Genomic DNA, 25595 nt, shown 5'->3' on the forward strand with positions numbered 1-25595 from the left:
GACTGTGCCGCCGTCTTCGCGAGCAAGCTCGCTCCCACATTGGATCCGCGACGAACGTAGATTATGTGATCCCCGCCAGTCCCCTGTGGGAGCGGGCTTGCCCGCGAAAGCGGTGGGTCAGTCGACGAGGATGCTGACTGTGCCGCCGTCTTCGCGAGCAAGCTCGCTCCCACATTGGATCCGCGACGAACGTAGATTATGTGATCCCCGCCAGTCCCCCTGTGGGAGCGGGCTTGCCCGCGAAAGCGGTGGGTCAGTCGACGAGGATGCTGACTGTGCCGCCGTCTTCGCGAGCAAGCTCGCTCCCACATTGGATCCGCGGCGAACGTAGATTATGTGATCCCCGCCAGTCCCCCTGTGGGAGCGAGCTTGCCCGCGAAAGCGGTGGGTCAGTCGACGAGGATGCTGACTGTGCCGCCGTCTTCGCGAGCAAGCTCGCTCCCACATTGGATCCGCGACGAACGTAGATTATGTGATCCCCGCCAGTCCCCCTGTGGGAGCGAGCTTGCTCGCGATAACGATGGAACAGCATCGAATATCTCAGCGGGCTCACCGCATCCAGGCTTTACAACAAGCTGATCGGATAGCTGACGATCAACCGATTCTCATCGAACTCATTGGTGCTGTAGTCCCGACGCATCGTCGAGTTACGCCACTTCACATTCAGGCTCTTCAGTGCGCCGCTCTGCACGGTGTAGGCCAGCTCACTTTCACGACCCCATTCCTTGCCATCGTCGACGGTGGCGGTGTGCACGTTGTCGCCGCTGATATAGCGGTTCATCAGGGTCAGGCCCGGCACGCCGACGGCGGCGAAGTTGAAGTCGTGGCGCAGTTGCCAGGATTTTTCCTTGGCGTTGTCGTAGCTGGAGTTGTAGCTGTCGTTCGCCAGGGTGCCGCCGCTGGTGCCGTTGACGCGCATCCAGGCGTCATCGCCGCTGAGTTTTTGCAGGCCGACATAGAAGGTGTTGCCGCCATACTTGGCCGAGAGCATGGCGAAGGCGGTTTTGTTGTCCAGGTCGCCGGCCAGGGCGCTGCCGTCTTCCTTGCCGATGAAGTAGCCAAGGTTGGCGCCCAGGGTCCAGTCGCCGATGGGCTGGCTGTGGGTCAGGTTGAAATACTGCTGTTGGTAGATGTCGGACAGTTCCGCGTACCACACACCGACCTGGGTGCGTTTTTCGTTGAAGGCATATTCGCCGCCGCCGAAGTTGAAGCGGTCGGAGGTGAACGCGCCGCGGCCGTTCATCGACATGTCTTCCATGCTCGCGTCATTGCGCGGGCTGTTGCCACGGAACTGGCCGCCGTAGAGGCTCAGGCCGTTGATCTCGGTGGAGGTCACCTGGCCGCCACGGAAGGTTTGCGGCAGGGAACGACCGTCGTCGGAGCGCAGGATCGGCAGCACCGGCATCCATTCGCCGACCTTCAACTCGGTCTTCGACACCTTGGCCTTCAGGGCCACGCCCAAACGGCTGAAGTCATCGGCTGGGCGGCCGTCGTCATGCACTGGCAACAACTGCGTACCTGCGGTGCCACGGCCGCCGTCGAGTTTCACCGAGTACATGCCCAGCACGTCCACACCGAAACCGACCACGCCCTGGGTGAAGCCAGACTTGGCGTCGAGGATGAAACTCTGGGTCCACTCTTCGGCCTTGCCCTGGGCGTTGTTCGGGTTGGTGAAGTTGCGGTTGAAGTAGAAGTTGCGCAAGTTCAGCGTGGCCTTGGCGTCTTCGACGAACCCTGATTCCGCAGCCAGGGCGGGTAGGGCGGTACTGGTCAGGGCGACGGCAATGAGGCTGGGGAACAAGTGCTGTGTGGGCTTCATGGGCGTTGTCTCTATTTTTGTGGACGAAGCGGGTCGTTGCCGCACGTTTTGAAGTGCGGGTGGTAAGGGTGGAGCCAGGGGTGTCAGGGCGATCGGGGATCAGCCGGGCGAGGCGGGGCGTAGGGGCATGGCGTCGAACCTGTTGTTATTGGTTTTGTGCGAAGGATGGTGAAGGGCGGCCCGGGATCGGTTCAATTGCCGTTTGCGGGTTTTGGGCGATTATCGAACAGCAAAACAATTGGTTGGATGGACCGGGTACATATCCATTGCTGCGGTAACGGCCACTTATGGTTTCGCCCTTACGGCCAGCCCTTTCAAGGTCTTTGATAAAATCCCCCAAAACCAGTCAGGGTGACGAAAGCAGTGTGGGCAGAAGTTCTAGCGCGGTTTGAGAAAAAAACACCGGCCAGTGTCATGACCAGAGTGATATTGGAACAAGCTGTTCCTGCTGAATGGGTCGATCAGGTGTTTGAAGAGCACCGTCAACGGCAGTACCCACGTGAGCTTTTGTTTTCAACCATCGTTGAACTGATGTCCCTTGTTTCATTGGGCTTGCGACCTTCGCTGCATGCCGCCGCGCGGCAGATGGAGGATCTTCCTGTCAGCTTGGCGGCGCTGTATGACAAAGTCAGCCGCACAGAGCCTGCGCTACTGCGCGCCCTGGTCACCGGCAGCGCAGAGCGCTTGGTACCAACGATAAAAGAACTGGGGCACTCAGCTATTTTGCCTGGCTGGCAACTACGGGTCGTTGACGGTAACCACCTGCCTTCCAGCGAAAAGCGTCTGGGCGCTTTGCGCCGTGAACGGGGCGCCGCCCGGCCTGGTTTTTCCGTTGTGGTTTACGACCCCGATCTGGACCAGGTCGTTGATCTTCAGCCTTGTGAAGATGCTTATGCCAGCGAGCGCGTCAGCGTGCTGCCCTTGCTGGAAAAGGCCTGTGCGGGACAACTGTGGATGGCCGATCGACTCTACTGCACGCTCCCGGTCATGGAGGCCTGCGAAGATACCGGGGCCTCGTTCATCATTCGCGAACAGAGCAAACATCCACGCCTGCTTAAGGAAAGCGACTGGCAGGTGCCTGTCGCGGTCGCGGCAGGCAGCGTGCGCGAGCAAACCATCGAAGTAAAAGGTGGACGCCAGTGGCGGCGAGTCGAACTGAACCTGCAAAATCCCACCGAATCCGGCGACATCAAGCTGCTGTTCTGGAGCAACTTGCCAGACTCTATCAGTGCTGAGCAAATCGCCGATTTGTATCGCCGTCGCTGGAGCATCGAAGGGATGTTCCAGCGCCTGGAAGCGGTGTTGGACAGTGAAATCGAATCCTTGGGCAACCCTAAAGCAGCCCTGCTGGGATTTGCGTCGGCCGTGTTGGCTTACAACGTTCTGGCCGTGCTCAAACGCAGCGTTGAGCAGGCGCATCGCCAGACCCTGCCCGACGATTGGGAAGCATCGATTTTTCACCTAACGGTACAGGTACGCAGCGGTTACGAGGGGATGCAAATAGCCTTGCCAGAATATCTATGCATCCCGATCCCCGCTGCAGGACTGACTCAGTACCTGCTTGCACTCGCTCGAAATATCCAGCCCAAAGCGGTCGCCAAGAGCAAGCGAGGCCCGAAAGTGCCCAAGGCAAAGGAGTGGCTTGAAGGCAAAGCCGCGAATGCCCATGTGTCAACGGATCGGGTGCTCAAGGCAGCTAAAGCCAAAAGACCTTGAAAGGGCTGGCCCTTACGGCGACTCACTTTCGAAAAGCGCGAAAGTAAGCAAAGCGCTTTTGCCCCACCACTTGGTGCCTCGCCTAGGCTCGGCATACCCTCTCTCCGGCATTGCTCCGTGGGCCCGCCGCGAAGGGCCATCCATGGCCCAGCGCGGCTATCCCGGCATCCATGCCGGGATGCCCACTCCACAATGCCTGCGTTCGGCCATCGTGGTTAACGGGGCGCCGAGATCAACGTCCGACGCGAGGCGGCCTTAGAGCCGGCCTGACTCTTCCGGTCGTACACCCATCAGACCTGTGGGAGCAAAAGCTTGTTCGCGAAGGCGGCCTTACAGCCGACCTGATTCTGGCATCTGGACTACGATCCAATGTGGAAGCGAGCTTGCTCGCGAAGACGATGGCACAGTCGTTGGAGATGTTGAATGCTCCGGCCTCTTCGCGAGCAAGCCCGCTCCCACAGGGAAAACGCGGTCCCACCAAGAACCAGGTCGGCTACTAGGCCGCCTCGCGGTGGACGTTGATCTCGGCGCCCCGTTAACCACGCTGGCTGAACGAAGGTATTGCGCAGTGGGCAACCCGGCATGGATGCCGGGTTAGCCGCGCTGGGCCATGGATGGCCCTTCGCGGCGGCCCACGGAGCAATGCCTTCGTTCAGGCATGCCGAGCCTAGGCGAGGCACCGAGTGGTGGGGCAGGAGCGCTTTGCTTACTTTCGCGCTTTTCGAAAGTGAGTCGCCGTAAGGGCGAAACCATAAGTAGCCGTTACCACGAAAACGGATATGTACCCAGTCAACAAGAGCAAAGCCAGCTGACAGGCCGCCATCGCGAGCAAGCTCGCTCCCACAAGATTTGTGGCCGGTCTGACAGACGCGGCGATTTTTCCGACGAGGTTTTAAGGTTGCTGCTCGGAAGCGGAGTCTCTAGCTTGTTTGGGTCGCTGCCAATCCAGCGACCGGGACTGCAAGCCCGCCGAATTCGTTAGGCGCCAGCGTCCGGACCCACGTCTCGGGCTTCAATTGATGCAGGAGCGCCGTTATGAAAAAACACCATCCTTCTTCGCCATCAGAGAGCACTTTCCCCTACAACGACCCCGATCCAGAAAAGCTCCAAGAGGCCGCAGACCGAGCACTCGATTACCATCTGGGCACCCACCCTGATCCCAAATCCAAAACATCAACACAAGTCTTCACCGTCATCGATACCATCGACACCGAGTGCCTACTGGCCAACCTCAGCGAAACCCTGGCCTCGGCCAATGCCATGGTCAGCGACCTGGCGTTCGAGCTGGAAGGCTCACGGCGGCATGTCGCCTTGGGCGTGGCGCAGATGATCGAATTGAGCGAGTTGTTGGTCCATCGAGCACTGGATATCGTCGACCCTCGTTAACCCAGTCGCTGTTAAATACGCACAAACAAAAAGCCCACCTTTCGGTGGGCTTCGTGTTTAGCGTTCAAGCGTCGATCAGAACAACCGTGTCGCAGGTGCTTCTTCTTTCACCGGCTCGTTCTTGCCAGTCTCGGCATTCCAGCCACCACCCAGTGCCTTGTACAGGTTGACCTCGCTGGTCAATTGCGAGAGGCGGTCAGTGATCAGCGACTGTTGGGCGCTGAACAACTGGCGCTGGGCGTCGAGGAAGGTCAGGTTGCTGTCGACGCCGATGCGGTAGCGACGCTCGGCCAGGCGGTAGTAGTCCTGGTTGGCGGCGACGAAAGCGGTCTGGGCCTGCAACTGTTCATTGTAGGTCCGGCGTGCAGCCAGGCCGTCGGAGACTTCCTGGAACGCGGTCTGAATCGACTTCTCGTAATTGGCGACGTTGATGTCTTTCTGGATCTTGGCGTAATCCAGGCTCGCCCGCAGGCTGCCGGCGTTGAAAATCGGCAGGTTGATCTGGGGGGCGAAGGTCCAGGTGCCCGAGCCGCCCTTGAACAGGCCGGACAGGTCCGGGCTCAAGGTGCCGGCATTGGCCGTCAGGCTGATGCTCGGGAAGAACGCGGCCCGTGCGGCGCCGATGTTGGCGTTGGCGGCCAGCAGGTTGCGTTCGGCCTGGAGGATGTCCGGACGACGTTGCAGCAAGTCCGACGGCAGCCCGGCCGGCACTTCGCTGAGCAGGTCATCGCTCAGCGGTTGCGGGTTCAGGTTGGCCGGCAGGCCGGTGCCCAGCAGCAGGGTCAGGCTGTTTTCGTCCTGGGCCACCTGGCGGGTGTAGCGGGCCAGTTGCACACGGGCGTTTTCCACTGCCGTGCGCGCCTGGCTCAAGTCCAGAGCCGAGGCCACGCCAACTTCAGCGCTGCGCGAGGTCAGCTTAAGGCTTTGATCGTACGCCCCCAGGGTTTCCTCGGTCAGCTTGAGCAGTTCCTTGTCGGCCTGCCAGGTCAGGTAGGCGTTGGCGACGCTGGCCACCAAGCTGATCTGGGTGCTGCGGCGGGCTTCTTCGGTGGCGAAATAGCTTTGCAGCGCTTGCTCGCTCAGGCTGCGAACCCGACCAAACAAGTCCAGCTCATAGGCACTGATGCCCAGGGTGGCCGAGTAGGAACTGCTGATGGCCGCTTCGCCGGTTTGCGAAGCCCGGGCCGGCACGCGCTGGCGACTGCCGGAACCGGTGGCCGAAACCGCCGGGAACAGGTCAGCGCGCTGGATGCGGTATTGCGCGGCGTAGGCATCGATGTTCAGCGCCGCAACGCGCAGGTCACGGTTGTTTTCCAGGGCCACCTGAATCAGCTGTTGCAACGCCGGGTCATGGAAAAACTGCTTCCAGCCCTGCTCGGCGGCGGCCTGGCCGGGCGCCTTGGCGGACTCGTAGGCCGGGCCTTGCGGGTACTGCGCCGCGACCGGTGCGTCGGGCCGCTGATAGTCGGGAATCAGCGAGCAACCGCTGAGCACGACGGCGGCGATGGTCAGGGAAAGGAGCGACTTGCTCATTGGCCAGCCTCTTTAGAAGTTTCAGGAGTATCGTCCTGGTCGGCATTTTTGCGGCGACCTATCGACGACACGGTCACAAAGAACAATGGCACCCAGAAGATTGCCAGGATCGTAGCGGTCAACATACCGCCGATCACACCGGTACCGATGGCGTGCTGGCTGCCCGAGCCGGCGCCGGTGGAGATCGCCAGCGGGACCACGCCGAGCACGAACGCCAGGGACGTCATGATAATCGGCCGCAGACGCATCCTACAGGCTTCGATGGCGGCTTCCATCAGCGTTCGGCCCTGTTCGTGGAGTTCCTTGGCGAATTCCACGATCAGAATGGCGTTTTTCGCCGCCAGGCCGATGGTCGTCAACAGCCCCACCTGGAAGTACACGTCGTTGGAGAGACCGCGCAGGCTGGTGGCCATCAAGGCACCAATGATCCCCAGTGGCACCACGAGCATGACTGCGATCGGAATCGACCAGCTTTCATACAGCGCCGCCAGGCACAGGAATACCATCAGCAGCGACAAGGCGTACAACGCAGGTGCCTGGGAACCCGACAGGCGTTCCTCGTAGGACAGGCCTGTCCAGGAAATCCCCACACCGGCCGGCAGCTTCTTGGCGATGGCTTCGACTTCGGCCATGGCTTCACCGGTGGAATAGCCTGGGGCCGGGGAACCGAGGATTTCCATCGCCTCTACGCCGTTGTATCGAGCCAGTTTCGGCGAACCATAGGTCCACTCACCCTTGGCGAACGCAGTGAACGGCACCATGGTCCCGGCGCTGTTGCGCACATACCACTTATTCAGGTCTTCGGGGCTCATGCGAGCATTCGGCTGGCCTTGGACGTATACCCGCTTCACCCGACCGCGGTCGATGAAGTCGTTCACGTAGCTACTGCCCAGGGCTATCGACAGTGTGTTGTTGATGTCCGAGAGGGTAATGCCCAGCGCACTGGCTTTCTCGTCATCGATTTCCAACTGGTATTGCGGCTCGTCGTTCAGGCCGTTCGGACGCACCTGAGACAGGACCTTGCTCTGGGAAGCCATGCCCAGGAACTGGTTGCGAGCTTCCATCAACTTGTCGTGGCCGATGCCGGCACGGTCCTGCAGGAACACGTCGAAACCGGTGGCGTTACCCAACTCCATCACCGCTGGCGGAGCGAAGGCGAACACCATGGCGTCGCGGAAGGTGAAGAAATGTTGCTGGGCGCGGCCCGCGATTTTGAACACGGTGTTGTCAGCGTTACGCTCTTCCCACGGCTTGAGCATGATGAACGCCAGGCCGGAGCTTTGGCCGCGACCGGCGAAGTTGAAGCCGGTCACGGTGAACACCGAGGCCACGCCATCGCCTTCACCTCCATCCTTGCTTGGACGCAGCAGGAACTCGCGCATATTGTCCACCACCACCTGGGTACGCTCGGCGCTGGAGCCGGCCGGTGTCTGTACCTGGGCAAACAGCACGCCCTGGTCTTCTTCCGGCAGGAATGCCGTCGGGATACGGGTGAACAGCCAGACCATGCCGACCACGATGATCACATAGGCGAGCAGGTACGGGGCCTTGTGCTTGAGCATGTTGCCCACGCCGCGCTCGTAGCTTCTTACGCCGCGGTCGAAGGTGCGGTTGAACCAGCCGAAGAAGCCGCGTTTCGGCGTGCCGTGCTCACCCTTGGGGATGGGTTTGAGCATGGTGGCGCACAGGGCCGGGGTGAAGATCAAGGCCACCAATACCGACAAGGCCATGGCCGAGACGATGGTGATGGAGAACTGTTTGTAGATCACGCCGGTGGAGCCGCCGAAGAACGCCATCGGCAGCAGTACCGCCGAGAGCACCAGGGCGATACCCACCAGGGCCCCCTGGATCTGGCCCATGGATTTCTTGGTGGCTTCCTTGGGCGACAGGCCTTCTTCGCTCATCACCCGTTCGACGTTCTCCACCACGACGATGGCGTCGTCCACCAGCAACCCGATGGCCAGCACCATGCCGAACATGGTCAGGGTGTTGATGCTGAAACCGAACGCCGCGAGGATCCCGAAGGTACCCAGCAGCACCACCGGCACGGTCATCGTGGTGATGATGGTGGCGCGGAAGTTCTGCAGGAACAGGAACATCACCAGGAACACCAGCACGACCGCTTCGGCCAGGGTTTCAACCACGCCCTTGATCGACTCGCTCACCACCGGCGTGGTGTCATAGGGGAACACCACTTCCAGGCCTTGCGGGAAGAACGGCTTGAGGTTTTCCACGGTCTGGCGCAGGGCCTTGGCCGTGTCGAGGGCGTTGGCGCCGGTGGCCAGTCGCACCGCCAGGCCGGAGGCCGGGGCGCCGTTGAACTGGGCATTGATGGCGTAGCTCTCACCGCCCAGGCCAACATCCGCCACGTCGCCGACGCGCACTTGCGAGCCGTCCGGGTTGACCTTGAGCAAAATCGCCTTGAACTGCTCGGCGGTTTGCAAGCGGGTCTTGCCGATGATGGTGGCGTTCAGTTGTTGACCAGGCCGGGCAGGCAGGCCACCGAGTTGGCCGGACGCAATCTGGACGTTCTGCGCGGAAATGGCGTTGCTCACGTCCACCGGGGTCAGGTTGAAGTTGTTCAGCTTGGCCGGGTCGAGCCAGATCCGCATGGCGTACTGGGCGCCGAAGACCTGGAAGTCACCGACACCAGCGGTGCGCGAGATCGGGTCCTGCATGTTGGACACGATGTAGTTGGACAAGTCCTCACGGGTCATGCTGCCATCGCGCGACACCACGCCGATCACCATCAGGAAGTTGCGCACTGACTTGGTGACGCGGATGCCCTGTTGCTGCACTTCTTGCGGCAGCAATGGAGTGGCGAGGTTCAGTTTGTTCTGGACCTGGACCTGGGCGGTATCGGAGTTGGTGCCCTGCTCGAAAGTCGCGGTGATGGTCATGCTGCCGTCGGAGTTACTTTCCGAGGACACATAACGCAGGTTGTCGATACCGTTGAGCTGCTGCTCGATGACCTGCACCACGGTGTCCTGTACGGTTTGCGCGGACGCACCCGGGTAGGTCACCTGGATGGCGATGGCCGGTGGCGCGATGCTCGGGTACTGGTTGATCGGCAATTTGAGGATCGATAAAGCCCCGACCAGCATGATCACCAGGGCGATCACCCAGGCGAAAATCGGACGGTCGATAAAAAATTTCGACATGGTTTACTCCCCTTTGCCGCCGGCGGCTTTATCAGCTGCCTGGGCGGGGGCCGGGTTCTTCGCGCCAACGTTAGTGGCTTCAGTGGCTTTGACTTCCACGCCTGGCCGTACGTATTGCAACCCTTCGGTAATCAGGCGATCACCGGCCTTGAGCCCGTCTTCGATCAGCCACTGGCTGCCGACGGTGCGGCTGGCCTTGAGTTGACGCAGCTCGACCTTGTTGTCCGCACCCACCACCAGCGCGGTTGGCGCGCCCTTGAGGTCACGGGTCACGCCTTGTTGCGGTGCCAGGATCGCCGCGCTGTTCACACCGGCCTGCAATTGGGCGTGGACGAACATGCCCGGCAGCAGGGTGTGGTCCGGGTTGGGGAACACGGCGCGCAAGGTCACGGAGCCGGTGGTCTGGTCGACCGACACTTCCGAGAACTCCAGCTTGCCTTCATGTGGGTACTGGCTGCCGTCTTCCAGGGTCAGCTTGACCATGGCGGCGTTGTCACCAGCCTTCTGCAAGCGGCCACTTTCCAGCTCACGACGCAGTTGCAGCAGTTCAACCGAGCTTTGCGTCACGTCGACGTATATAGGGTCCAATTGCTGGATAGTCGCCAGGGCGTCGGCCTGGCCATTGCTCACCAGCGCGCCTTCGGTGACCGAGGAGCGACCGATACGGCCGGAGATGGGCGCGTAGACCTTGGTGTAGCGCACGTTGATCTGGGCGGTCTGCAGGTTGGCTTCCGACTCCAGGCGATTGGCCACGGCGGTGTCGTACTCCTGGCGGCTGACGGCTTGTTCGTCCACCAATTGCTTGTAGCGATCGGCAATCGACTTGGTCGACCGCAGGTTGGCCTCGGCGCTTTTCAGGGTCGCTTCGTACACGGCTGGATCGATTTGGTACAGCTGCTGGCCGGCCTTGACGTCAGCGCCTTCCTTGAACAGGCGCTTGAGGATGATGCCGTTGACCTGCGGACGAACTTCCGCAACGCGGAACGCACTGGTGCGGCCCGGGAGCTCTGACGTCAGGGTGAAAGGCTGGGCCTTTAGGGTTACGACGCCGACCTGAGGGGTGGGGGGCGGAGGCGCCGCCTCTTCCTTCTTGCATCCGCTGAGCAGCGATGCCAGGGCGATGGCAGTAACCAGAGCGGTAACAGCTGGCTTGAATTGCATGGAAATCCTCGGGTCCAGGCGCGCAACAGGCGCACTCGAAAAGTGGAAGGTCGAAAGAGCGAGATAAGCAATTAGTAGGATGCTAAGAAATATACTTACGTACATGGTTGTTTGTAAACAGCCAAATTGCGTACCATCCGTATTTACAAAAGCCTGACAAAGGCATTCGTAGGACGGGGACGCGTTGTGAGAAACGCCGCCTCATATTTGTTCAGCTGATCCATACGCATTGCTGATGCATCCTGATTGAGGTGTTTACTGCCATGGTCCGTCGTACCAAAGAGGAAGCCCTGGAGACTCGCAGCCAGATACTTGAAGCGGCCGAAAAAGCCTTTTTCGAGCGAGGCGTGGCTCGCACGACGCTGGCCGATATCGCGACGCTGGCCGGTGTGACGCGCGGCGCCATCTATTGGCATTTCAGCAATAAGGCGGACCTGCTCCAGGCCATGCTCGATACCTTGCATGAACCGCTCGATGACTTGGCCCGCGCCAGTGAGAATGAAGAGGAGCTTGACCCGCTGGGCTGTACTCGCAAGCTGCTGGTGCAATTGTTTCAGCAGGTTGCCCTGGATCCGAAGACCCGACGCATTAATGAAATTCTGTTCCATAAGTGCGAATTCACCGATGAAATGTGCGATTTACGCCAGCAGCGGCGCCAGGTCAGTCTCGACTGCAATGTGCGGATTGTGCTGTCGTTGAGCAATGCGATAAAGCGCGGTCAATTGCCCGATGACTTGGACCCCGAAAGGGCGGCGATTGCCATCCACGCCTACATCGACGGCATTCTCTACCAATGGCTGCTGGCTCCCGACAGTTTCGCGTTGGCCGGTGAGGCTGAGCGCTGGGTAGACATCGGGCTGGATATGCTGCGCCTGAGCCCCAGTCTGCGCAAATGAAACAAAATGCGTAATTGCGTCGGTTTGTGTCAATAGCTGATCGGAAAAACCCCGCCGGGCCTGGATCCCGGCGGGGTCGTTCATGGAGCAAATCGTTGGCCCGTCGACAGCGCGCAAGTCGTTAATCGTGCAGGGTCACCATGGCAGATTTATGTATAAGAGCCATGCCGGCGCCTGTGCGGGGCGATCCGCCGCTGTCCATTAAACTACTCGACAATAAGGCGGACGGTATAACTGAACGGTGGCTCCAGCATCTTCTGGGAAACTTCCGAGCGACAAGTATATTCGCCATTGCCGGTGTAGGCCGTCCTGCTTTTCCAGTCTGGTCGATAACGAGGCTCGAGAACGCCAAAACCAATAGGCGCTTCGAATCGGGTTTGTACTTGGCAGCCGAAATCGGCCCCGTCCATTTGATACGAGAGCAGTATTTCAATCGGTTTGACTTTCCTCAGGCTGGGTTGCCAGTCAGAAGAGGGGTAAGTGTATTTTCTTTTATTGACGAAATGGATATTTCGAATGGACTTGGGGGAAACGTCGTAACCGCTCAAGGATAAGTCCGCTGGCGGTGCCGGGTCGGTGACCATGTTGACCATGTTCAGAGTACGGGAGGTGTTATTGGTGATCTCCACGGTAACCCCGGTATTGGCCTGGCTGCTGGCAACCATCGCCGGTCCGATTAGCAGGGCAAGGGTGAAACTTTTCAGAATGTTCATAGTGATGCATCTCTTCTTACAGGCTCGCTAAAGCCCACATATGTATTGGTTGTGTGTTATCTGGTGTTGGTTGAAGGTATTGTCTGTTGAACTCTTTATCGGAGTTTTAATAGGTTGGTAGTTATGAATGTATAGGCGTCAATCCATTGGCTGATTAATAAGTGGCTCGGGCTTTATTATTAGCGTTGTTGAATGCTTGAATCCATAGTGACTGCTTGTTGTCTTGTTATTTGATGTTTCGGTTGTTGCTGGTTAGTTTGGGTTTGAGGTGGGCGGGTATAAAAAAAGCCCCGGCTCTTTCGAGTCGGGGCTTTTGGGGTAAAGCCTGGTTTTCTAACTTACATCACCGGGTAGTCGATATAACCCACTGGGCCTTTCCCATAGAACGTTTCCGGATGAGGCTCGTTCAGCGGTGCATCGGCTTTCAAACGTGCCGGCAGGTCCGGGTTGGCAATGAACGGCACGCCAAAGGCGACGGCATCGGCCTTGCCTTCGGCCAGCCAGGCATTGGCGCTGTCCTTGGTGAAGCGTTCGTTGGCGATGTACGGGCCGCCAAAGGCTTGCTTGAGTTGCGGGCCAATGCTGTCGTCACCCTCCTTCTCGCGGGAGCAGATGAAGGCGATGCCGCGCTTGCCCAGCTCGCGGGCCACGTAGCTGAAGGTTTCCAGACGGTTCTCATCGCCCATGTCATGGGAGTCGGCGCGTGGCGCCAGGTGCATGCCAACCCGGCCGGCGCCCCAGACTTCGATAACCGCATCGGTCACTTCCAGCAGCAGGCGAGCACGGTTTTCCAGGGAACCGCCGTACTGGTCGGTACGCTGGTTGGTGCTGCTTTGCAGGAACTGGTCGAGCAGGTAGCCGTTGGCGCCGTGGATTTCCACGCCGTCGAAACCGGCGGCCTTGGCGTTCTCGGCACCTACGCGGTAGGCATCGACGATGTCGGCGATCTCAGCGGTTTCCAGGGCGCGCGGCGTCGGGTAATCGGCCAGCGGACGCACCAGGCTGACATGGCCTTTGGGCTGGATAGCGCTCGGTGCCACCGGGGCTTCACCGTTCAGGTACGACGGATGCGAGATCCGGCCCACATGCCACAGTTGCAGGAAGATCTTGCCGCCGGCGCCGTGGATCGCCTTGGTCACGTTGCTCCAGCCGCGTACCTGGTCGTTGGACCAGATGCCCGGGGTGTCCGGGTAGCCGACGCCCATCGGCGTGACAGAGGTCGCTTCGCTGAGGATCAGGCCGGCGGAGGCGCGTTGCACGTAGTACTCGGCCATCAGCGCGTTAGGCACGCGGCCCGCGTCGGCGCGGCAGCGGGTGAGTGGGGCCATGATGATGCGGTTTTTCAGCTCGATGTCGCCAAGTTTGATCGGATCGAAAATAGTCGTCATGAATTACAACCTCGTCAGAATCGGGGAGTGGTTAAAAGTCAGTGAGTTGCCGGAGCCAGTTCGGCATTGCCGCCCTGGCGGAAGGTGATAAGGGTGAGCAGCAGCGCCAGCACGGCCAGCGCGCCGGCGGCCAGGGGCACGGAAGTCAGGCCCAGGCCATGGTCGATGACGCTGCCACCGACCCAGGCGCCCAAGGCGTTGCCGATGTTGAAGGCGCCGATGTTCAGGGTGGACACCAGGTTCGGCGCGGCTTTGCCGAAGGTCACCACGTTGACTTGCAGGGCCGGCACGGCGGCGAAGCAGGCGGTGGCCCAGAGGAACAGGGTGATTTCGGTCGGGATCAGCGCCACGCTGGTCCAGCTCAACACGGTGGACACCACGGCCATGGTGAGGAGGACGCCCATCAGTGTGTTCGCCAGGCTCTTGTCCGCCAGTTTGCCGCCGATGATGTTGCCCAGGGTCAGGCCCAGGCCGATCAGCACCAGGGTCCAGGTCACGCCACGGGGCGATACGCCGGTGACTTCGCCCAGCAGCGGGGCGACGTAGGTGAACAGGGTGAATACCGAGGCGGAGAACAGCGCGGTCATGCTCAGGGACAACCACAGGCCGGCGCCCTTGAGGGCGACCAGTTCCGAGCGCATGTCGAGTTTTTCTTCATCGCGCTTGGCCGGCAGGAAGCGGATCAGGCCGATCAGGGCAATCACACCGATGACGGTCACGGCCCAGAAGGTCGAGCGCCAGCCCGCTTCCTGGCCCAACGCGGTGCCCAGCGGAACGCCGAGCACGTTGGCCAGGGTCAGGCCGGTGAACATCAGGGCCACGGCCGAAGCACGCTTGTTGGGCGCCACCAGGCCGGCGGCCACCACCGAACCGATGCCGAAGAACGCGCCGTGGCACAGGGCAGTGACCACTCGGGCGAACATCAACACGTTGTAGTCGCTGGCGATGGCACAGAGCAGGTTGCCGACGATGAAAATCCCCATCAGCGCCACCAGGGCGGCCTTGCGTGGCAGCCGTGCGGTGGCCAGTGCCATGAACGGCGCACCGATGGCCACGCCCAGGGCATAGCCGGTCACCAGCCAACCGGCACCGGGGATCGACACACCGAGGTCGGCCGCCACTTCAGGCAACAGGCCCATGATGACGAACTCGGTGGTGCCGATGGCGAAGGCGCTCAGGGCCAGGATGAGGAGTGAGAGAGGCATGTCGGGTCCTTGTCAGATCAGAGCTCTTGGCTCATTTGCGTGAGGAATTGCTGGATCACTTCCTCGTTGCGTTTGAAGAAATGCCATTGACCGACCTTCTGGCTGGTGATCAGTCCCGCCCGTTGCAACACCGCCAGGTGGGCGGAAACCGTGGACTGCGACAGGCCGCAACGCTGGTCGATCTGCCCGGCGCAAATGCCGAACTCGTGGTTGTGCAACTGTTCGGGGAACTGGAGCTTGGGGTCTTTCAGCCAGTTGAGGATGTCTCGCCGTACTGGGTGTGCCAGGGCTTTTATTATTTCGTCGAGGTCAAGGGGCATGAGTGGCAGCTCGTGATGGGCTTGCAATGGATAAAACGCTATATCGCGATGAGGCGAACTTTAAATCGTTATTTCGCGATATACAAATATGGATTTGATCTGGATGCCGAATAAATCGCTATATCGGGTTATAACGATATTGACTCGACGGTGCTAAGCTGCGGGCCATGAATTATCTCGCGCACCTGCACCTCGGCGGCCCTGGCCGGGAACAACTGCTCGGCAGCCTCTACGGCGACTTCGTCAAGGGGCCGCTGCAAGGGCTGTACGATCCGCAGATCGAAGCGGCGATTGCCCTGCATCGGCGCATCGACATGTACACCGACCGCCATCCCTTGGTGGACATCGCCCTGTCGCGTTTTTCCACGGTACGGCGACGGTATGCCGGGATCGTGCTCGACGTGTTCTTCGACCACTGCCTGGCTCGGGACTGGACGCTGTACGGTGAAGGGCCGTTGGTGGATTTCACGTCTCGTGTGTACCAGGTACTCAGCACCGAACCCCAACTGCCGGGGCGTTTGGCGCAGATCGCGCCGTACATGGCGGCGGATGACTGGCTGGGGTCTTATCGGGAGTTCGAGGTGCTGGGGCAGGTACTGCGCGGTATTTCCCGGCGCCTGTCGCGGCCGGAGGAACTGGCGGGGGCGATGCGGGAGTTGATCGAGCTCTATGAGCCGTTGAGCGAAGATTTCCGGCTGTTCTATCCGCAGTTGCAGGATTTTGCGCTGAATCAAACCACGCCGCAGGTCTAATTATTGTGGGAGCGAGCTTGCTCGCGATAGCGGTGTATCAGTCAGCTCATCTGCTGAATGTCAAGCCGCTATCGCGAGCAAGCTCGCTCCCACAGGGGCTGCGCAGACATCCGGGTCAGGCCGCAATCGCCGCCGGCCGCATCGGCGCTTGCTGCTTCTCGGGGATCGCGCCGAACAATGCCTTGTGCACCGCCTGTTGCGCCTGGAACGCCAGCGCCGCGCGCTCCTGGCCGTGGCAGGCGATGGGTTGCAGCAGGTGGATGTGCACGTCGCCGCGATCATGGGCAAACAAGCGCATCAGGTGTGATAGCAAGTCATCATCGCCAATGAACGGTGCCAGCGAATCCGGCTCACCGTCGCGCAGGTAACGAATCGCCACCGGTTGCAACGCCACATCGGCATCGATGGCGGCGGATAACAAGCGACCATGGAAAGTCCGCAAGGAGCGGCCATCGGTGGTGGTTCCTTCGGGGAACATCAACAGCGGATGGGCCTGTTCCAGGTGGCGGCTCATCTGTTTGCGGATCAACTGGCTGTCACCCGAGCCACGCCGGATAAACAGGCTGCCGGCCTTGGCGGCCAGCCATCCGGCCACCGGCCAGGTGCGCACTTCGGCCTTGGACAGGAATGACATCGGCGTGAGCATGCCCAGCAGCGGGATGTCGGTCCAGGACACGTGGTTGCTGACCCACAGCATCGGCCGTTGCGGCAGCTGGCCGTGGACGGTCACGGAAAAGGGCAGGGCACGGCTCAACCGCGCCATGAAGAACCGCGACCAGCGTTGGCGGCGGACCATGGAGTTGGCAACCCCGAGGCGTTCGAACAGACCGAACAGGCCAGCCATGCTCAAGCCCAGCGCCACCACCAGCAGCACTCGCGCAATCCGCGCGTACACCCGCAACCGGCCCATCAGACCGCTGCCTTGAAGTGGCGGGCATAGCGCGGGCAAAGTTCGTCGCGCTTGAGCAGGATGAACACGTCGGCCACCTGGAAGTCTTCGTCCCAGCACGGCTCGCCGCAGATCTTCGCGCCCAGGCGCATGTAGGCCTTGAGCAACGGCGGCATTTCGGCGATGACGTTGGACGGCACGTCCAGGGCGGGCAGCGGTTTTTTCGGCACGGCTTGCAGGTGTTCTGTGCACAGGTAGCGCTCGCGCAGGCGCTGCATGATCGCCTGGGCCTGGATACCGCCATCCTGCATTGGAATGCTCGCGCAGCCCATCAGGTAGCTGTAGCCGCCTTCGTTCAGCACTTCGGCCAGCTCGCCCCAGAGCACCGCGATGGTGCCGCCGTTGCGGTAGGCCGGGTCGACGCAGGTGCGGCCGATTTCCAGGATGGGCCCTTTAAGGTGGACCAGACCGTTGAGGTTGAATTCTTCTTCGCTGTAGAACCGGCCCAGGCTGCTGGCGGCCTGATGGTCGAGCAGGCGCGTGGTGGCCACGAGACGGCCAGTGTTCAGGTCGCGTACGCCGATGTGGGCGCAGTGAACATCGTAATCATCCATGTCCAGGCCCACTTCCGCGCCTTTGAGCTTGGCGTTGAATTCGCCGCTGAAGACGTTGAAGCGCAGGGCCTGGGCTTCTTGCAGAGCGTTGGCGCCGATCAGGCGTTCGGCTTGCAGGCGGCGGTCATTGCCGGTGTCGCTGATGCGGGCGATCTGGGTCATAGCGAATCTCCGTACGGGCTGTTCAGTTGCAGCCAATCGACTTTCTTTATGCGGCCATGTTGTGCAAAGTCAGGCTATGTAGCCCCGGTGTCATCGCCATGAAGCTTTGGTGATGCTTATATGACAGCCCTCAAGGAGCCTCCTATGCCCTGGCAAACCCTGATCGAACGTGGCGAGCGCCTGCCGGCCCATCCGGACCTGGCCGAAGGTTATGCAACCTTGCTGCAACGCCTGGGGCCGGTGATGCCGTTCGAGCTGGCGGTGGCTGGAGCACGCTTGATGGCCACGCCGGGGCTGGCCTTCCTTGTGGGGTACCAGGCGGCGCTGCGGGTGCTTTGGCCGAGTGCACCGCAAAGCCTTGGCGCCTTGTGTGCCACTGAACAGCGCAGCCTGCGCCCGGCGGACATGCGGACCCGCCTCAGCGATTTGCGCTTGAGCGGACGCAAGGATTTCGTCACCGCCGGCGACGCCGCCGAATGGCTGCTCATCGCCGCTCGCAGCGAAGCGCCTGGTGAAACGCCACGACTGAGCCTGGCCGTGGTCTATCCCGGCGAGCCCGGCGTAACCCTGGAAAAACTCCCGGCCATTGCCTTGATGCCAGACGTCAGCCATGGCCGTGTCCTGCTCGACGACGCGCTGTGCGAATTGTTGGCGGGGGACGGTTGGGATGCGTACGTCAAACCGTTTCGCACCCTGGAAGATCTTTACGTGCTCAGCGCCATGACCGCCTGGCTGTATGGCGTGGGGCAGGAATGCGCCTGGCCCCAGGCGTTGCAGTTGCGCCTGCTCGCGTTGCTGGCCGGTTGCGCGGAGGTGAGCCGGCACAACCCGTCCAGTGCGGCCGGGCACGTGCTGTTGGGCGGGTTGTTCGCGCAGTTCGACGGGCTCGATGGCGAACTGAATACCGCACTGGCCGCCGGGCCTGCGTCGTGGCGCGAGATGTGGACGCGAGATAAAGCGGTGATGGAGATGGCGGCGGGGGCGCGGGCCAAGCGGTTGGCCAAGGCGTTGGGGTAGCCCTCCAAACAACCACCCCTCCTGTGGGAGCGAGCTTGCTCGCGATAGCGGCGGATCAGCAACAATACTGTTGGCTGACACTCCGCCATCGCGAGCAAGCTCGCTCCCACAGGGGGTCGCACAAACTCAAATTGTCATCAATTCTGCATAGGCTCTGAAGGTTCAACCCTGCGAGCCCCAAGCATGTCCAAAGGCTGGTTCCTGATCCCGCTGCTGATACTCAACCTGAGCGTCCAGGCCGAAGACTGGCCCGGCGAGCAATGGCCAAGCGGCCCGACCCCGAGCGGGCCGGCCATCGAAGCCTTGGAACAATACGCCTTCCCACCCCGGGACGATGCGAGCCGTGAGGGCATCCGCACCGACGCGCTGCTGGTGATCCAGGACGGTCGGCTGGTCTACGAACGCTACGCAGGGCAGACCACTGCCGAGACCCCGCACTTGACCTGGTCCATCAGCAAAAGCCTGATGGCGACGGTGTTCGGCGTGGCCTACGGTGAAAAACTGTTTGGCCTGCAAGACCCGGTCGCCCAGTACTACCCGGCGCTAGGCAAGCACCCGGACATGACCCTGGCCGATCTTTTCCACTGGGCCTCGGGCCTGGATTGGCAGGAAGACTACGAATACGCGCCGCTCAATTCCTCGGTGGTGGCGATGCTGTATACCCGGGGCCGCCGCGACATGGCGGGGTTCACCGCGCAGCATGAAAGTTTCAGCCCGCCAGGGCAGGTGTTCCGTTATTCCAGCGGCGACAGCAACCTGCTGGCCGCCGCGCTGAAAAACATCGTCGGCCCGCAGCGCTATCCGGACTACCCCTGGACGGCCTTGTTCGAACCGCTGGGCATGCGCCACGCCATTTGGGAAACCGACGCCAGCGGCACATTCGTCGGTTCGTCCTATGCCTACCTCACGGCGCGGGACCTGGCACGTGTCGGGCTGTTGATGCAGCGAGACGGTCGCTGGGGCGAACGACAGTTGATCCCCAGGGATTGGGTCGCGTTCAACCGCGAGCCTTTCGCCCGATTCCAGGTCGGCCAGGACGAAGCCGTGCCCGGCGGCCATTGGTGGCTCAATCGTGCCGCCGACCCGGCGATCCGGCCCTGGCCTGACGCGCCGGCGGATACCTTTGTCGCGTTAGGACACTGGGGCCAGGCGTTGTACATCATCCCCAGCGCCAGACTGGTGATCGTGCGCTACGGCGACGACCGCGACGGCAGCTATCGCCACAATGAACTGCTCAAGCGAGCCATGGCGGCGTTCGCCGGGGCGGTGCAGCCATGAAGCGCAAGTGGCTGTTCCCGCTGGTGTCGGTGCTGCTCGTTGTCCTGTTGGGCTGGATCTGGCTCGAGCGGGTGGCGCTGCGAGCCTTTCCCGACATCATCAGTGCCTATACCGCCAAGGAGTATTGCTCGTGTCGCTACGTGATGGAGCAACCGGCGGACTACTGCCGTGGCTATGTGAAACAGTCGGTGCCCGTCAGCGACTTTTTCGACTCGGCTGAAGCTAAACGCATCACCGTCAGCGGGTTGGGGCGTAGCCACAGTGCTCGGTGGCTGGGGGCGCGGCAGGGGTGTCGGTTGGAGTAACTCGAGAGCGACGCGAACCTTGTGGCGAGGGGATTTATCCCCGCTGGGCCGTGCAGCGGCCCTATAGCTGACAATGAGGTCTATCAGACCGCATCGCCTGTTTTTGGGGCTGCTACGCAGCCCAGCGGGGATAAATCCCCTCGCCACAGGATCACCTGTGTTTCTGGCCGTTGTTGAAACAGACAGTTTGCAAGCGCCCTCGGCGCGGTTAAGGTTCGCCACAGGTTTATCTGCCCCCCGAGTGTGTATGTTCAAGCGGTCTTTCTCTCTCGCTGTCGCGAGCTTATTACTGGCCTGCACCGCGCTGCCGGCCCAGGCCGATTGGTACCTGGACGGCGAATCGTCGCGGCTGTCGTTTATCAGCAGCAAAAATGGCAATGTCTCCGAGGTCCAGCGGTTCCTGGTGCTTCACGGCCAAGTCCAGCCCGAGGGGCTGGCCCGCCTGGAAGTGGAGCTGGAGTCCATCAACAGTGGCATCCCCCTGCGGGACGAGCGCATGCGCACTGAGCTGTTCGAGATCAAGCAATTTGCCGAAGCCGCTGTCACCGCGCAGCTCGATCTCGCGCCGATCCAGGACCTGGCCAACGGTGCGCAGTTGGAATTGCGCCTGCCGCTGACGGTGAACCTGCACGGCAAGTCGCATGTATACAACGTCGAACTGCTGGCGACGCGCCTGGATGAACGCCGCTTCCAAGTGGTGACCCTGGAGCCGGTGGTGCTCAACGCAGCGGATTTCGATTTGGCGCCGGGCCTGGAGAAGTTGCGAAACCTGGCCGGGTTGTCGGCCATCAGTCTGTCGGTGCCGGTGAATGCGGTGCTGATTTTTACGGCGCGCTGATATGAGCGGCCCGGTATTCCCCTGGCGTGAAGGCAATCGCTTCGAGTTGTTGGTCGATGGCCCGCAGTTCTTCCCGCGCATGCTGGTGGAAATCGCCCGCGCCCAGGAACAGGTCGAACTGGAACTGTACCTGGTAGAGGCGGGGGCCTGCGCCGAGGCGATGGTCCAGGCCCTGGTCCAGGCCGCCGAGCGCGGTGTTCGCGTGCGTTGCCTGTTCGATGACTACGGCAGCCTGGCGTTTACCCTGGGCCTGCGCAATCGTCTGACCGAGGCCGGCGTGGAGTTGCGGTTCTACAATCGCCTGAGCTGGCGCCGCTGGGTGCGCAATCTCTACCGCGACCACCGCAAGTTGTTGTTGGTGGATCAGCGTTTGGCCGTGGTCGGCGGCACTGGGGTGACCGATGAATTCTGGAATCCCCTCGATGACCGCTGTGAGTGGCACGAAGTGATGGTGGAAATCGTCGGCCCGCTGGTGCTCGACTGGCAGTTGCTGTTCGATCGCCAATGGCTGGCCAACCGTCATCGACGAGCCTGGAAGCCGGCGTCCAATTTTGGTTTGCCACGCTTGCCCCGTGTGCCGCCAGTGGGCGAGGGCATGGGGCGGGTGGCGTATGCCGACGCCCGCCAGCATCGCGACATCCTGCAATCGCTGTCCCGGGCGTTGAACAGCGGGCAGAAGCGGATCTGGATGGCGACGCCGTATTTCCTGCCGACCTGGAACGTTCGCCGTTCCCTGCGCAAGGCCGCGGCCCGGGGCATCGATGTGCGCCTGTTGCTGACCGGCCCGCGCACCGATCATCCATCCGTACGCTACGCCGGGCACCGTTACTACCCAAGGCTGCTCAAGGCCGGGGTGAAAATATTCGAATACCAGCCGTGTTTCCTGCACCTGAAGATGGTGCTGGTGGACGATTGGGTCAGCATCGGTTCCTGCAATTTCGATCACTGGAACCTGCGTTTCAACCTTGAGGCGAACCTCGAAGCCCTCGACCCGGCCCTCAGTGCGGCGGTGGCAGCGAGTTTCGAACGGGACTTCGCCCAGAGCCTGCAAGTCAGCCTCGACGCCTGGCAGCGTCGGCCGCTGTGGAAGCGAGTCAAGCAGCGGGTGTGGGGGTTGGTGGATCGGGTGGTGGTGAATCTGTTGGATCGGCGGGGTTAGGCTCACCGCAAGCCCGTGTGGGAGCGGGCTTGCTCGCGAAGGGGGCATAACAGTCAACATCTCCGTTGGTTGTTAAACCGCTTTCGCGAGCAAGCCCGCTCCCACACTGGTTTTTGTGGTGTTCGGGACTCAGAGCAACTCAAAACTCTGCTGTTTCACATCCTGGGAGTCCAGGCCGATCTGCACGTTGAACTTGCCTGGCTCCGCCGCGTACTTGAGCTGGGCGTTGTAGAACTTCAGGTCGTCTTCGGTGATGGTGAAGTGAACGACTTTCTTCTCGCCGGCCTTGAGCATCACCTTGCGGAAGTTTTTCAGCTCCTTCACTGGGCGGATGATCGAACCGGTCACGTCCTGGATGTACAACTGCACGACGGTTTCACCGTCACGCTTGCCGGTGTTTTCCACCGTGACGCTGGCGTCGAGCTTGCCGGTCTTGTTCAGGGTGGTGGACGACAGGGCCATGTCCGACAGGCTGAACTCGGTGTAGCTCAGGCCATAGCCGAACGGATAGAGGGGACCTGTGGTGTCATCGAAGTACTGCGAGGTGTAGTTGCCCGGCTTGCCCGGGGTGAACGGCCGGCCAATGCTCAGGTGGTTGTAGTAGGTCGGAATCTGCCCCACCGAACGAGGGAAGGTGATGGGCAGTTTGCCCGACGGGTTGTAGTCGCCGAACAGCACATCGGCGATGGCGTTGCCGCCCTCGGTGCCGCTGAACCAGGTTTCCAGGATTGCATCAGCCTGTTGCTTCTCGTCCAGCAACGACAGCGGTCGACCATTCATCAGCACCAATACCAGCGGCTTGCCGGTGGCCTTCAAGGCCTTGATCAGCTCACGCTGGCTGGCGGGAATGTTCAGCTCGGTGCGACTCGAGGATTCATGGGACATGCCACGGGACTCGCCCACGGCGGCCACCACCACATCGGCGTCCTTGGCGGCTTGCACCGCTTCGTCGATCAGCACTTGGGCTGGGCGCGGGTCGTCCACCACTTCCGGGGCGTCGAAGTTGAGGAAGTTCAGGTAGTCGAGCACCTTCTTGTCGCCGGTGATGTTGGCGCCACGGGCGTAGACCAGCTTCGACTCAGCGCCCAGGGCGCGGGTCATGCCGTCGAACAGGGTGACCGACTGCGCTGGGCGCCCGGCGGCGGCCCAGCTGCCCATCATGTCGATTGGCGCCTTGGCCAGCGGGCCGACCAGGGCGATCTTCGCGGTCTTCTTCAGGGGCAGGGTCTGGTTGCGGTTTTCCAGCAGCACCAGGCTGCGGCGCGCCACGTCACGGGCATCGGCGCGGTGCATACGGCTTTCGGCATAAGTGTCGGCCGGGTCGTCCTCGGCCTTGCCGATGCGCAGGTACGGGTCCTTGAACAGGCCCATGTCGTATTTGGCCGCGAGCACTTCCCGGACCGCGTTATCGATGTCGCTCTGTTCGATCTCACCGGCCTTGAGCAGCCCTGGCAGTTCCTTGCCGTAGAGCGAGTCGTTCATGCTCATGTCGATGCCGGCCTTGATCGCCAGCTTCGCCGCTTCGCGACCGTCCTTGGCGACGCCGTGCTTGATCAGTTCGAAAATGGCGCCGTGGTCACTGACCGCCAGGCCCTTGAAGCCCCATTCCTTGCGCAGCAGGTCGTGCATCAGCCAGGTGTTGGCGGTGGCCGGTACGCCGTTGATGGAGTTCAGCGCGACCATCACCCCGCCGGCTCCGGCGTCGATGGCGGCGCGGTAGGGCGGCAGGTAGTCCTGGTACATTTTCACCGGGCTCATGTCCACGGTGTTGTAGTCCCGGCCGCCTTCCACCGCGCCGTACAGGGCGAAGTGCTTGACGCTGGCCATGATGCTGTCGGCCGCGTTGGCGCCGTTGCCCTGGAACGCCTTGACCATCACCCCGGCAATGCGTGACACCAGGTAGGTGTCCTCGCCAAAACCTTCGGAGGTCCGGCCCCAACGTGGGTCGCGGGAAATGTCGACCATGGGCGCGAAGGTAATGTCCAGGCTGTCCGCCGCGGCTTCCTGGGCAGCGATCCGGCCGGAACGGTAGATGGCGTCCATGTCCCAGCTCGAGGCCAGGGCCAGGGGGATCGGGAAAATCGTGCGGTGGCCATGAATCACGTCATAGGCGAAGAACATCGGGATCTTCAACCGGCTGCGCATGGCCGCGTCCTGCATCGGACGGTTTTCATCGCGGGTGATGGAGTTGAACGTACCGCCGATGTTGCCGGCGGCGATTTCCTTGCGGATCATCTCCCGGGGCATTTCGGGGCCGATACTGATCAGGCGCAATTGGCCGATCTTTTCATCGAGGGTCATCTGCTTCATCAGATTGCTGATGAACGCGTCCTTGTTCTCCATGGGGGCTGGCAGGTTGTCGGCAAATACGGATTGACTGGCCAGACTGACAAACAGGCCCAGCAAACACAGCTTCTTCATGAATAATTTTCTCGCAAGCCTAAAGGGCAGTGCTCAGGACACGCCGGTCAGCCAAAATGTGAGGAGCGGCTATTGTTGTTCAGTTAAATGCAGCACACTTTCGAACCCATTGGGCTGAACTTAGTTTCGCACTGCGCATCTTTTAGCCCATCGACCCGATTCAATCCAGTGCGGCGGCAGATTATGCCCCAGACGCCAGTGAGATAGGTGGCCGGTTTTTTTAATGTCATGCCAGGGAGCGCTTCATCCAATGAATCCACGACTGAACCACCTTCGCAGCCTGCCGATGCTGGCCTTGATGCTGCTCACCACGCTGCTGGCCGGTTGCGGCATCAATAACATCCCGACCCTGGACGAACAGGCCAAGGCCGCCTGGGGCCAGGTGCAGAACCAGTACCAGCGTCGCGCCGACCTGATTCCCAACCTGGTGGAAACCGTCAAGGGCTACGCCCAGCACGAGCAGGAAACCCTGACCGCGGTGATTGAGGCGCGGGCCAAGGCCACGTCGATCCAGGTCGATGCAAACACCCTGGATAACCCGGAAAAACTCAAGCAGTTCCAGCAGGCCCAAGACCAGTTGACCGGCGCGTTGAGCCGGCTGATGGTGGTGTCCGAGCGCTACCCGGACCTCAAGGCCAACCAGAATTTCCTGGCGCTGCAATCGCAGCTCGAAGGCACCGAGAACCGCATCGCCGTGGCACGCCGCGACTTCATCCTGGCGGTGCAGAAATACAACACCGAAATCCGTACGTTCCCGGGGCGCCTGTGGCACAGCGTGATGTACAGCGACCTGCCGGTGCGCGAAACCTTCGAGGCCACTAGCCCCAATGCCGAGAAAGCGCCGGAAGTGAAGTTTTAATGG

21 protein-coding genes are annotated in these 25595 nt (G+C 61.3%); 10 read left to right on the forward strand and 11 right to left on the reverse strand.

Annotation, left to right across the window (positions count from 1 at the left end; translation table 11 throughout):
* Window positions 1-565 precede the first annotated feature (565 nt).
* Window positions 566-1819: an OprD family porin gene (locus LOY70_RS07000; RefSeq protein ID WP_265034947.1), complete on the reverse strand. Its 1254-nt coding sequence runs from the start codon at window positions 1817-1819 to the stop codon at window positions 566-568.
* Between the two features lie 414 nt (window positions 1820-2233).
* Here LOY70_RS07000 and LOY70_RS07005 point away from each other — a divergent pair, with 414 nt between their 5' ends.
* Entirely contained in the window at window positions 2234-3535 is a 1302-nt protein-coding gene (locus tag LOY70_RS07005; RefSeq protein ID WP_265037986.1) for an IS4 family transposase, read from the forward strand.
* Window positions 3536-4570: 1035 nt separating this feature from the next.
* Complete coding sequence (locus LOY70_RS07010) at window positions 4571-4921, forward strand: DUF6124 family protein (protein WP_265034949.1); 351 nt, start codon at window positions 4571-4573, stop codon at window positions 4919-4921.
* Window positions 4922-4996: 75 nt separating this feature from the next.
* On the opposite strand, the gene adeC is transcribed toward LOY70_RS07010, so the two are convergent.
* The 3 genes from adeC to LOY70_RS07025 are packed head-to-tail and all read right to left on the reverse strand — an operon-like array spanning window position 4997 to window position 10776.
* Window positions 4997-6454, reverse strand: a complete 1458-nt coding sequence (gene adeC / locus LOY70_RS07015) for an AdeC/AdeK/OprM family multidrug efflux complex outer membrane factor (RefSeq protein ID WP_265034951.1) — start codon at window positions 6452-6454, stop codon at window positions 4997-4999.
* Window positions 6451-9615, reverse strand: coding sequence for an efflux RND transporter permease subunit EmhB (emhB, locus tag LOY70_RS07020; RefSeq protein WP_265034953.1), 3165 nt, complete (start codon window positions 9613-9615; stop codon window positions 6451-6453). Before emhB ends, adeC begins: the two co-directional genes overlap by 4 nt.
* Window positions 9616-9618: 3 nt before the next feature.
* Window positions 9619-10776 (reverse strand): efflux RND transporter periplasmic adaptor subunit, encoded by a 1158-nt coding sequence (locus LOY70_RS07025; protein ID WP_265034954.1) that lies wholly within the window; start codon window positions 10774-10776, stop codon window positions 9619-9621.
* Window positions 10777-11039: 263 nt separating this feature from the next.
* Between LOY70_RS07025 and LOY70_RS07030 the strand changes: the two genes are divergently transcribed.
* Complete coding sequence (locus LOY70_RS07030) at window positions 11040-11672, forward strand: TetR family transcriptional regulator (protein WP_123342356.1); 633 nt, start codon at window positions 11040-11042, stop codon at window positions 11670-11672.
* Between the two features lie 206 nt (window positions 11673-11878).
* Here the strand turns inward: LOY70_RS07030 and LOY70_RS07035 are convergent, their stop codons facing one another.
* The 4 genes from LOY70_RS07035 to LOY70_RS07050 form a co-directional block, all read right to left on the reverse strand.
* Window positions 11879-12385 carry a hypothetical protein gene (locus tag LOY70_RS07035; RefSeq protein WP_265034958.1) on the reverse strand — a complete coding sequence of 169 codons (507 nt, stop codon included), beginning with the start codon at window positions 12383-12385 and terminating at the stop codon, window positions 11879-11881.
* 338 nt (window positions 12386-12723) lie between these two features.
* Window positions 12724-13773: an alkene reductase gene (locus tag LOY70_RS07040; protein WP_265034960.1), complete on the reverse strand. Its 1050-nt coding sequence runs from the start codon at window positions 13771-13773 to the stop codon at window positions 12724-12726.
* 38 nt (window positions 13774-13811) lie between these two features.
* Window positions 13812-14978, reverse strand: coding sequence for an MFS transporter (locus tag LOY70_RS07045; RefSeq protein WP_265034962.1), 1167 nt, complete (start codon window positions 14976-14978; stop codon window positions 13812-13814).
* Window positions 14979-14995: 17 nt separating this feature from the next.
* A complete protein-coding gene (locus LOY70_RS07050) occupies window positions 14996-15298 on the reverse strand; it encodes an ArsR/SmtB family transcription factor (protein WP_123342352.1) in 303 nt (100 codons plus the stop codon).
* Window positions 15299-15465: 167 nt separating this feature from the next.
* On the opposite strand from LOY70_RS07050, the gene LOY70_RS07055 reads away from it, so the two are divergent.
* Window positions 15466-16050 (forward strand): ACP phosphodiesterase, encoded by a 585-nt coding sequence (locus LOY70_RS07055; protein WP_265034963.1) that lies wholly within the window; start codon window positions 15466-15468, stop codon window positions 16048-16050.
* 115 nt (window positions 16051-16165) lie between these two features.
* On the opposite strand, the gene LOY70_RS07060 is transcribed toward LOY70_RS07055, so the two are convergent.
* A complete protein-coding gene (locus LOY70_RS07060; protein ID WP_265034965.1) occupies window positions 16166-16960 on the reverse strand; it encodes a lysophospholipid acyltransferase family protein in 795 nt (264 codons plus the stop codon).
* A complete protein-coding gene (gene olsB, locus LOY70_RS07065; protein WP_123342349.1) occupies window positions 16960-17715 on the reverse strand; it encodes an L-ornithine N(alpha)-acyltransferase in 756 nt (251 codons plus the stop codon). Before olsB ends, LOY70_RS07060 begins: the two co-directional genes overlap by 1 nt.
* A gap of 144 nt (window positions 17716-17859) precedes the next feature.
* On the opposite strand from olsB, the gene LOY70_RS07070 reads away from it, so the two are divergent.
* The 5 genes from LOY70_RS07070 (at window position 17860) to LOY70_RS07090 (ending at window position 22312) form a co-directional block, all read left to right on the forward strand.
* On the forward strand, window positions 17860-18732 hold the full coding sequence (locus tag LOY70_RS07070; protein WP_265034969.1) for an acyl-CoA dehydrogenase family protein: 873 nt from the start codon (window positions 17860-17862) through the stop codon (window positions 18730-18732).
* Between the two features lie 183 nt (window positions 18733-18915).
* Window positions 18916-20010 carry a serine hydrolase domain-containing protein gene (locus LOY70_RS07075; RefSeq protein WP_265034971.1) on the forward strand — a complete coding sequence of 365 codons (1095 nt, stop codon included), beginning with the start codon at window positions 18916-18918 and terminating at the stop codon, window positions 20008-20010.
* Window positions 20007-20315: an amidase gene (locus LOY70_RS07080; RefSeq protein ID WP_265034974.1), complete on the forward strand. Its 309-nt coding sequence runs from the start codon at window positions 20007-20009 to the stop codon at window positions 20313-20315. The genes LOY70_RS07075 and LOY70_RS07080 overlap by 4 nt, the downstream gene beginning before the upstream one ends.
* A gap of 247 nt (window positions 20316-20562) precedes the next feature.
* A complete protein-coding gene (locus LOY70_RS07085; protein ID WP_265034976.1) occupies window positions 20563-21153 on the forward strand; it encodes a YceI family protein in 591 nt (196 codons plus the stop codon).
* 1 nt (window position 21154) lies between these two features.
* Window positions 21155-22312 carry a phospholipase D-like domain-containing protein gene (locus LOY70_RS07090; protein ID WP_265034978.1) on the forward strand — a complete coding sequence of 386 codons (1158 nt, stop codon included), beginning with the start codon at window positions 21155-21157 and terminating at the stop codon, window positions 22310-22312.
* Window positions 22313-22441: 129 nt separating this feature from the next.
* Here LOY70_RS07090 and bglX read toward each other — a convergent pair whose 3' ends face one another.
* Entirely contained in the window at window positions 22442-24733 is a 2292-nt protein-coding gene (bglX, locus tag LOY70_RS07095) for a beta-glucosidase BglX (RefSeq protein ID WP_265034980.1), read from the reverse strand.
* 250 nt (window positions 24734-24983) lie between these two features.
* On the opposite strand from bglX, the gene LOY70_RS07100 reads away from it, so the two are divergent.
* Window positions 24984-25592 (forward strand): LemA family protein, encoded by a 609-nt coding sequence (locus LOY70_RS07100; protein ID WP_265034982.1) that lies wholly within the window; start codon window positions 24984-24986, stop codon window positions 25590-25592.
* Window positions 25593-25595 lie beyond the last annotated feature (3 nt).

The organism is Pseudomonas sp. B21-054, from assembly GCF_026016345.1.
In the GTDB taxonomy this organism is placed as follows: Bacteria; Pseudomonadota; Gammaproteobacteria; order Pseudomonadales; family Pseudomonadaceae; genus Aquipseudomonas.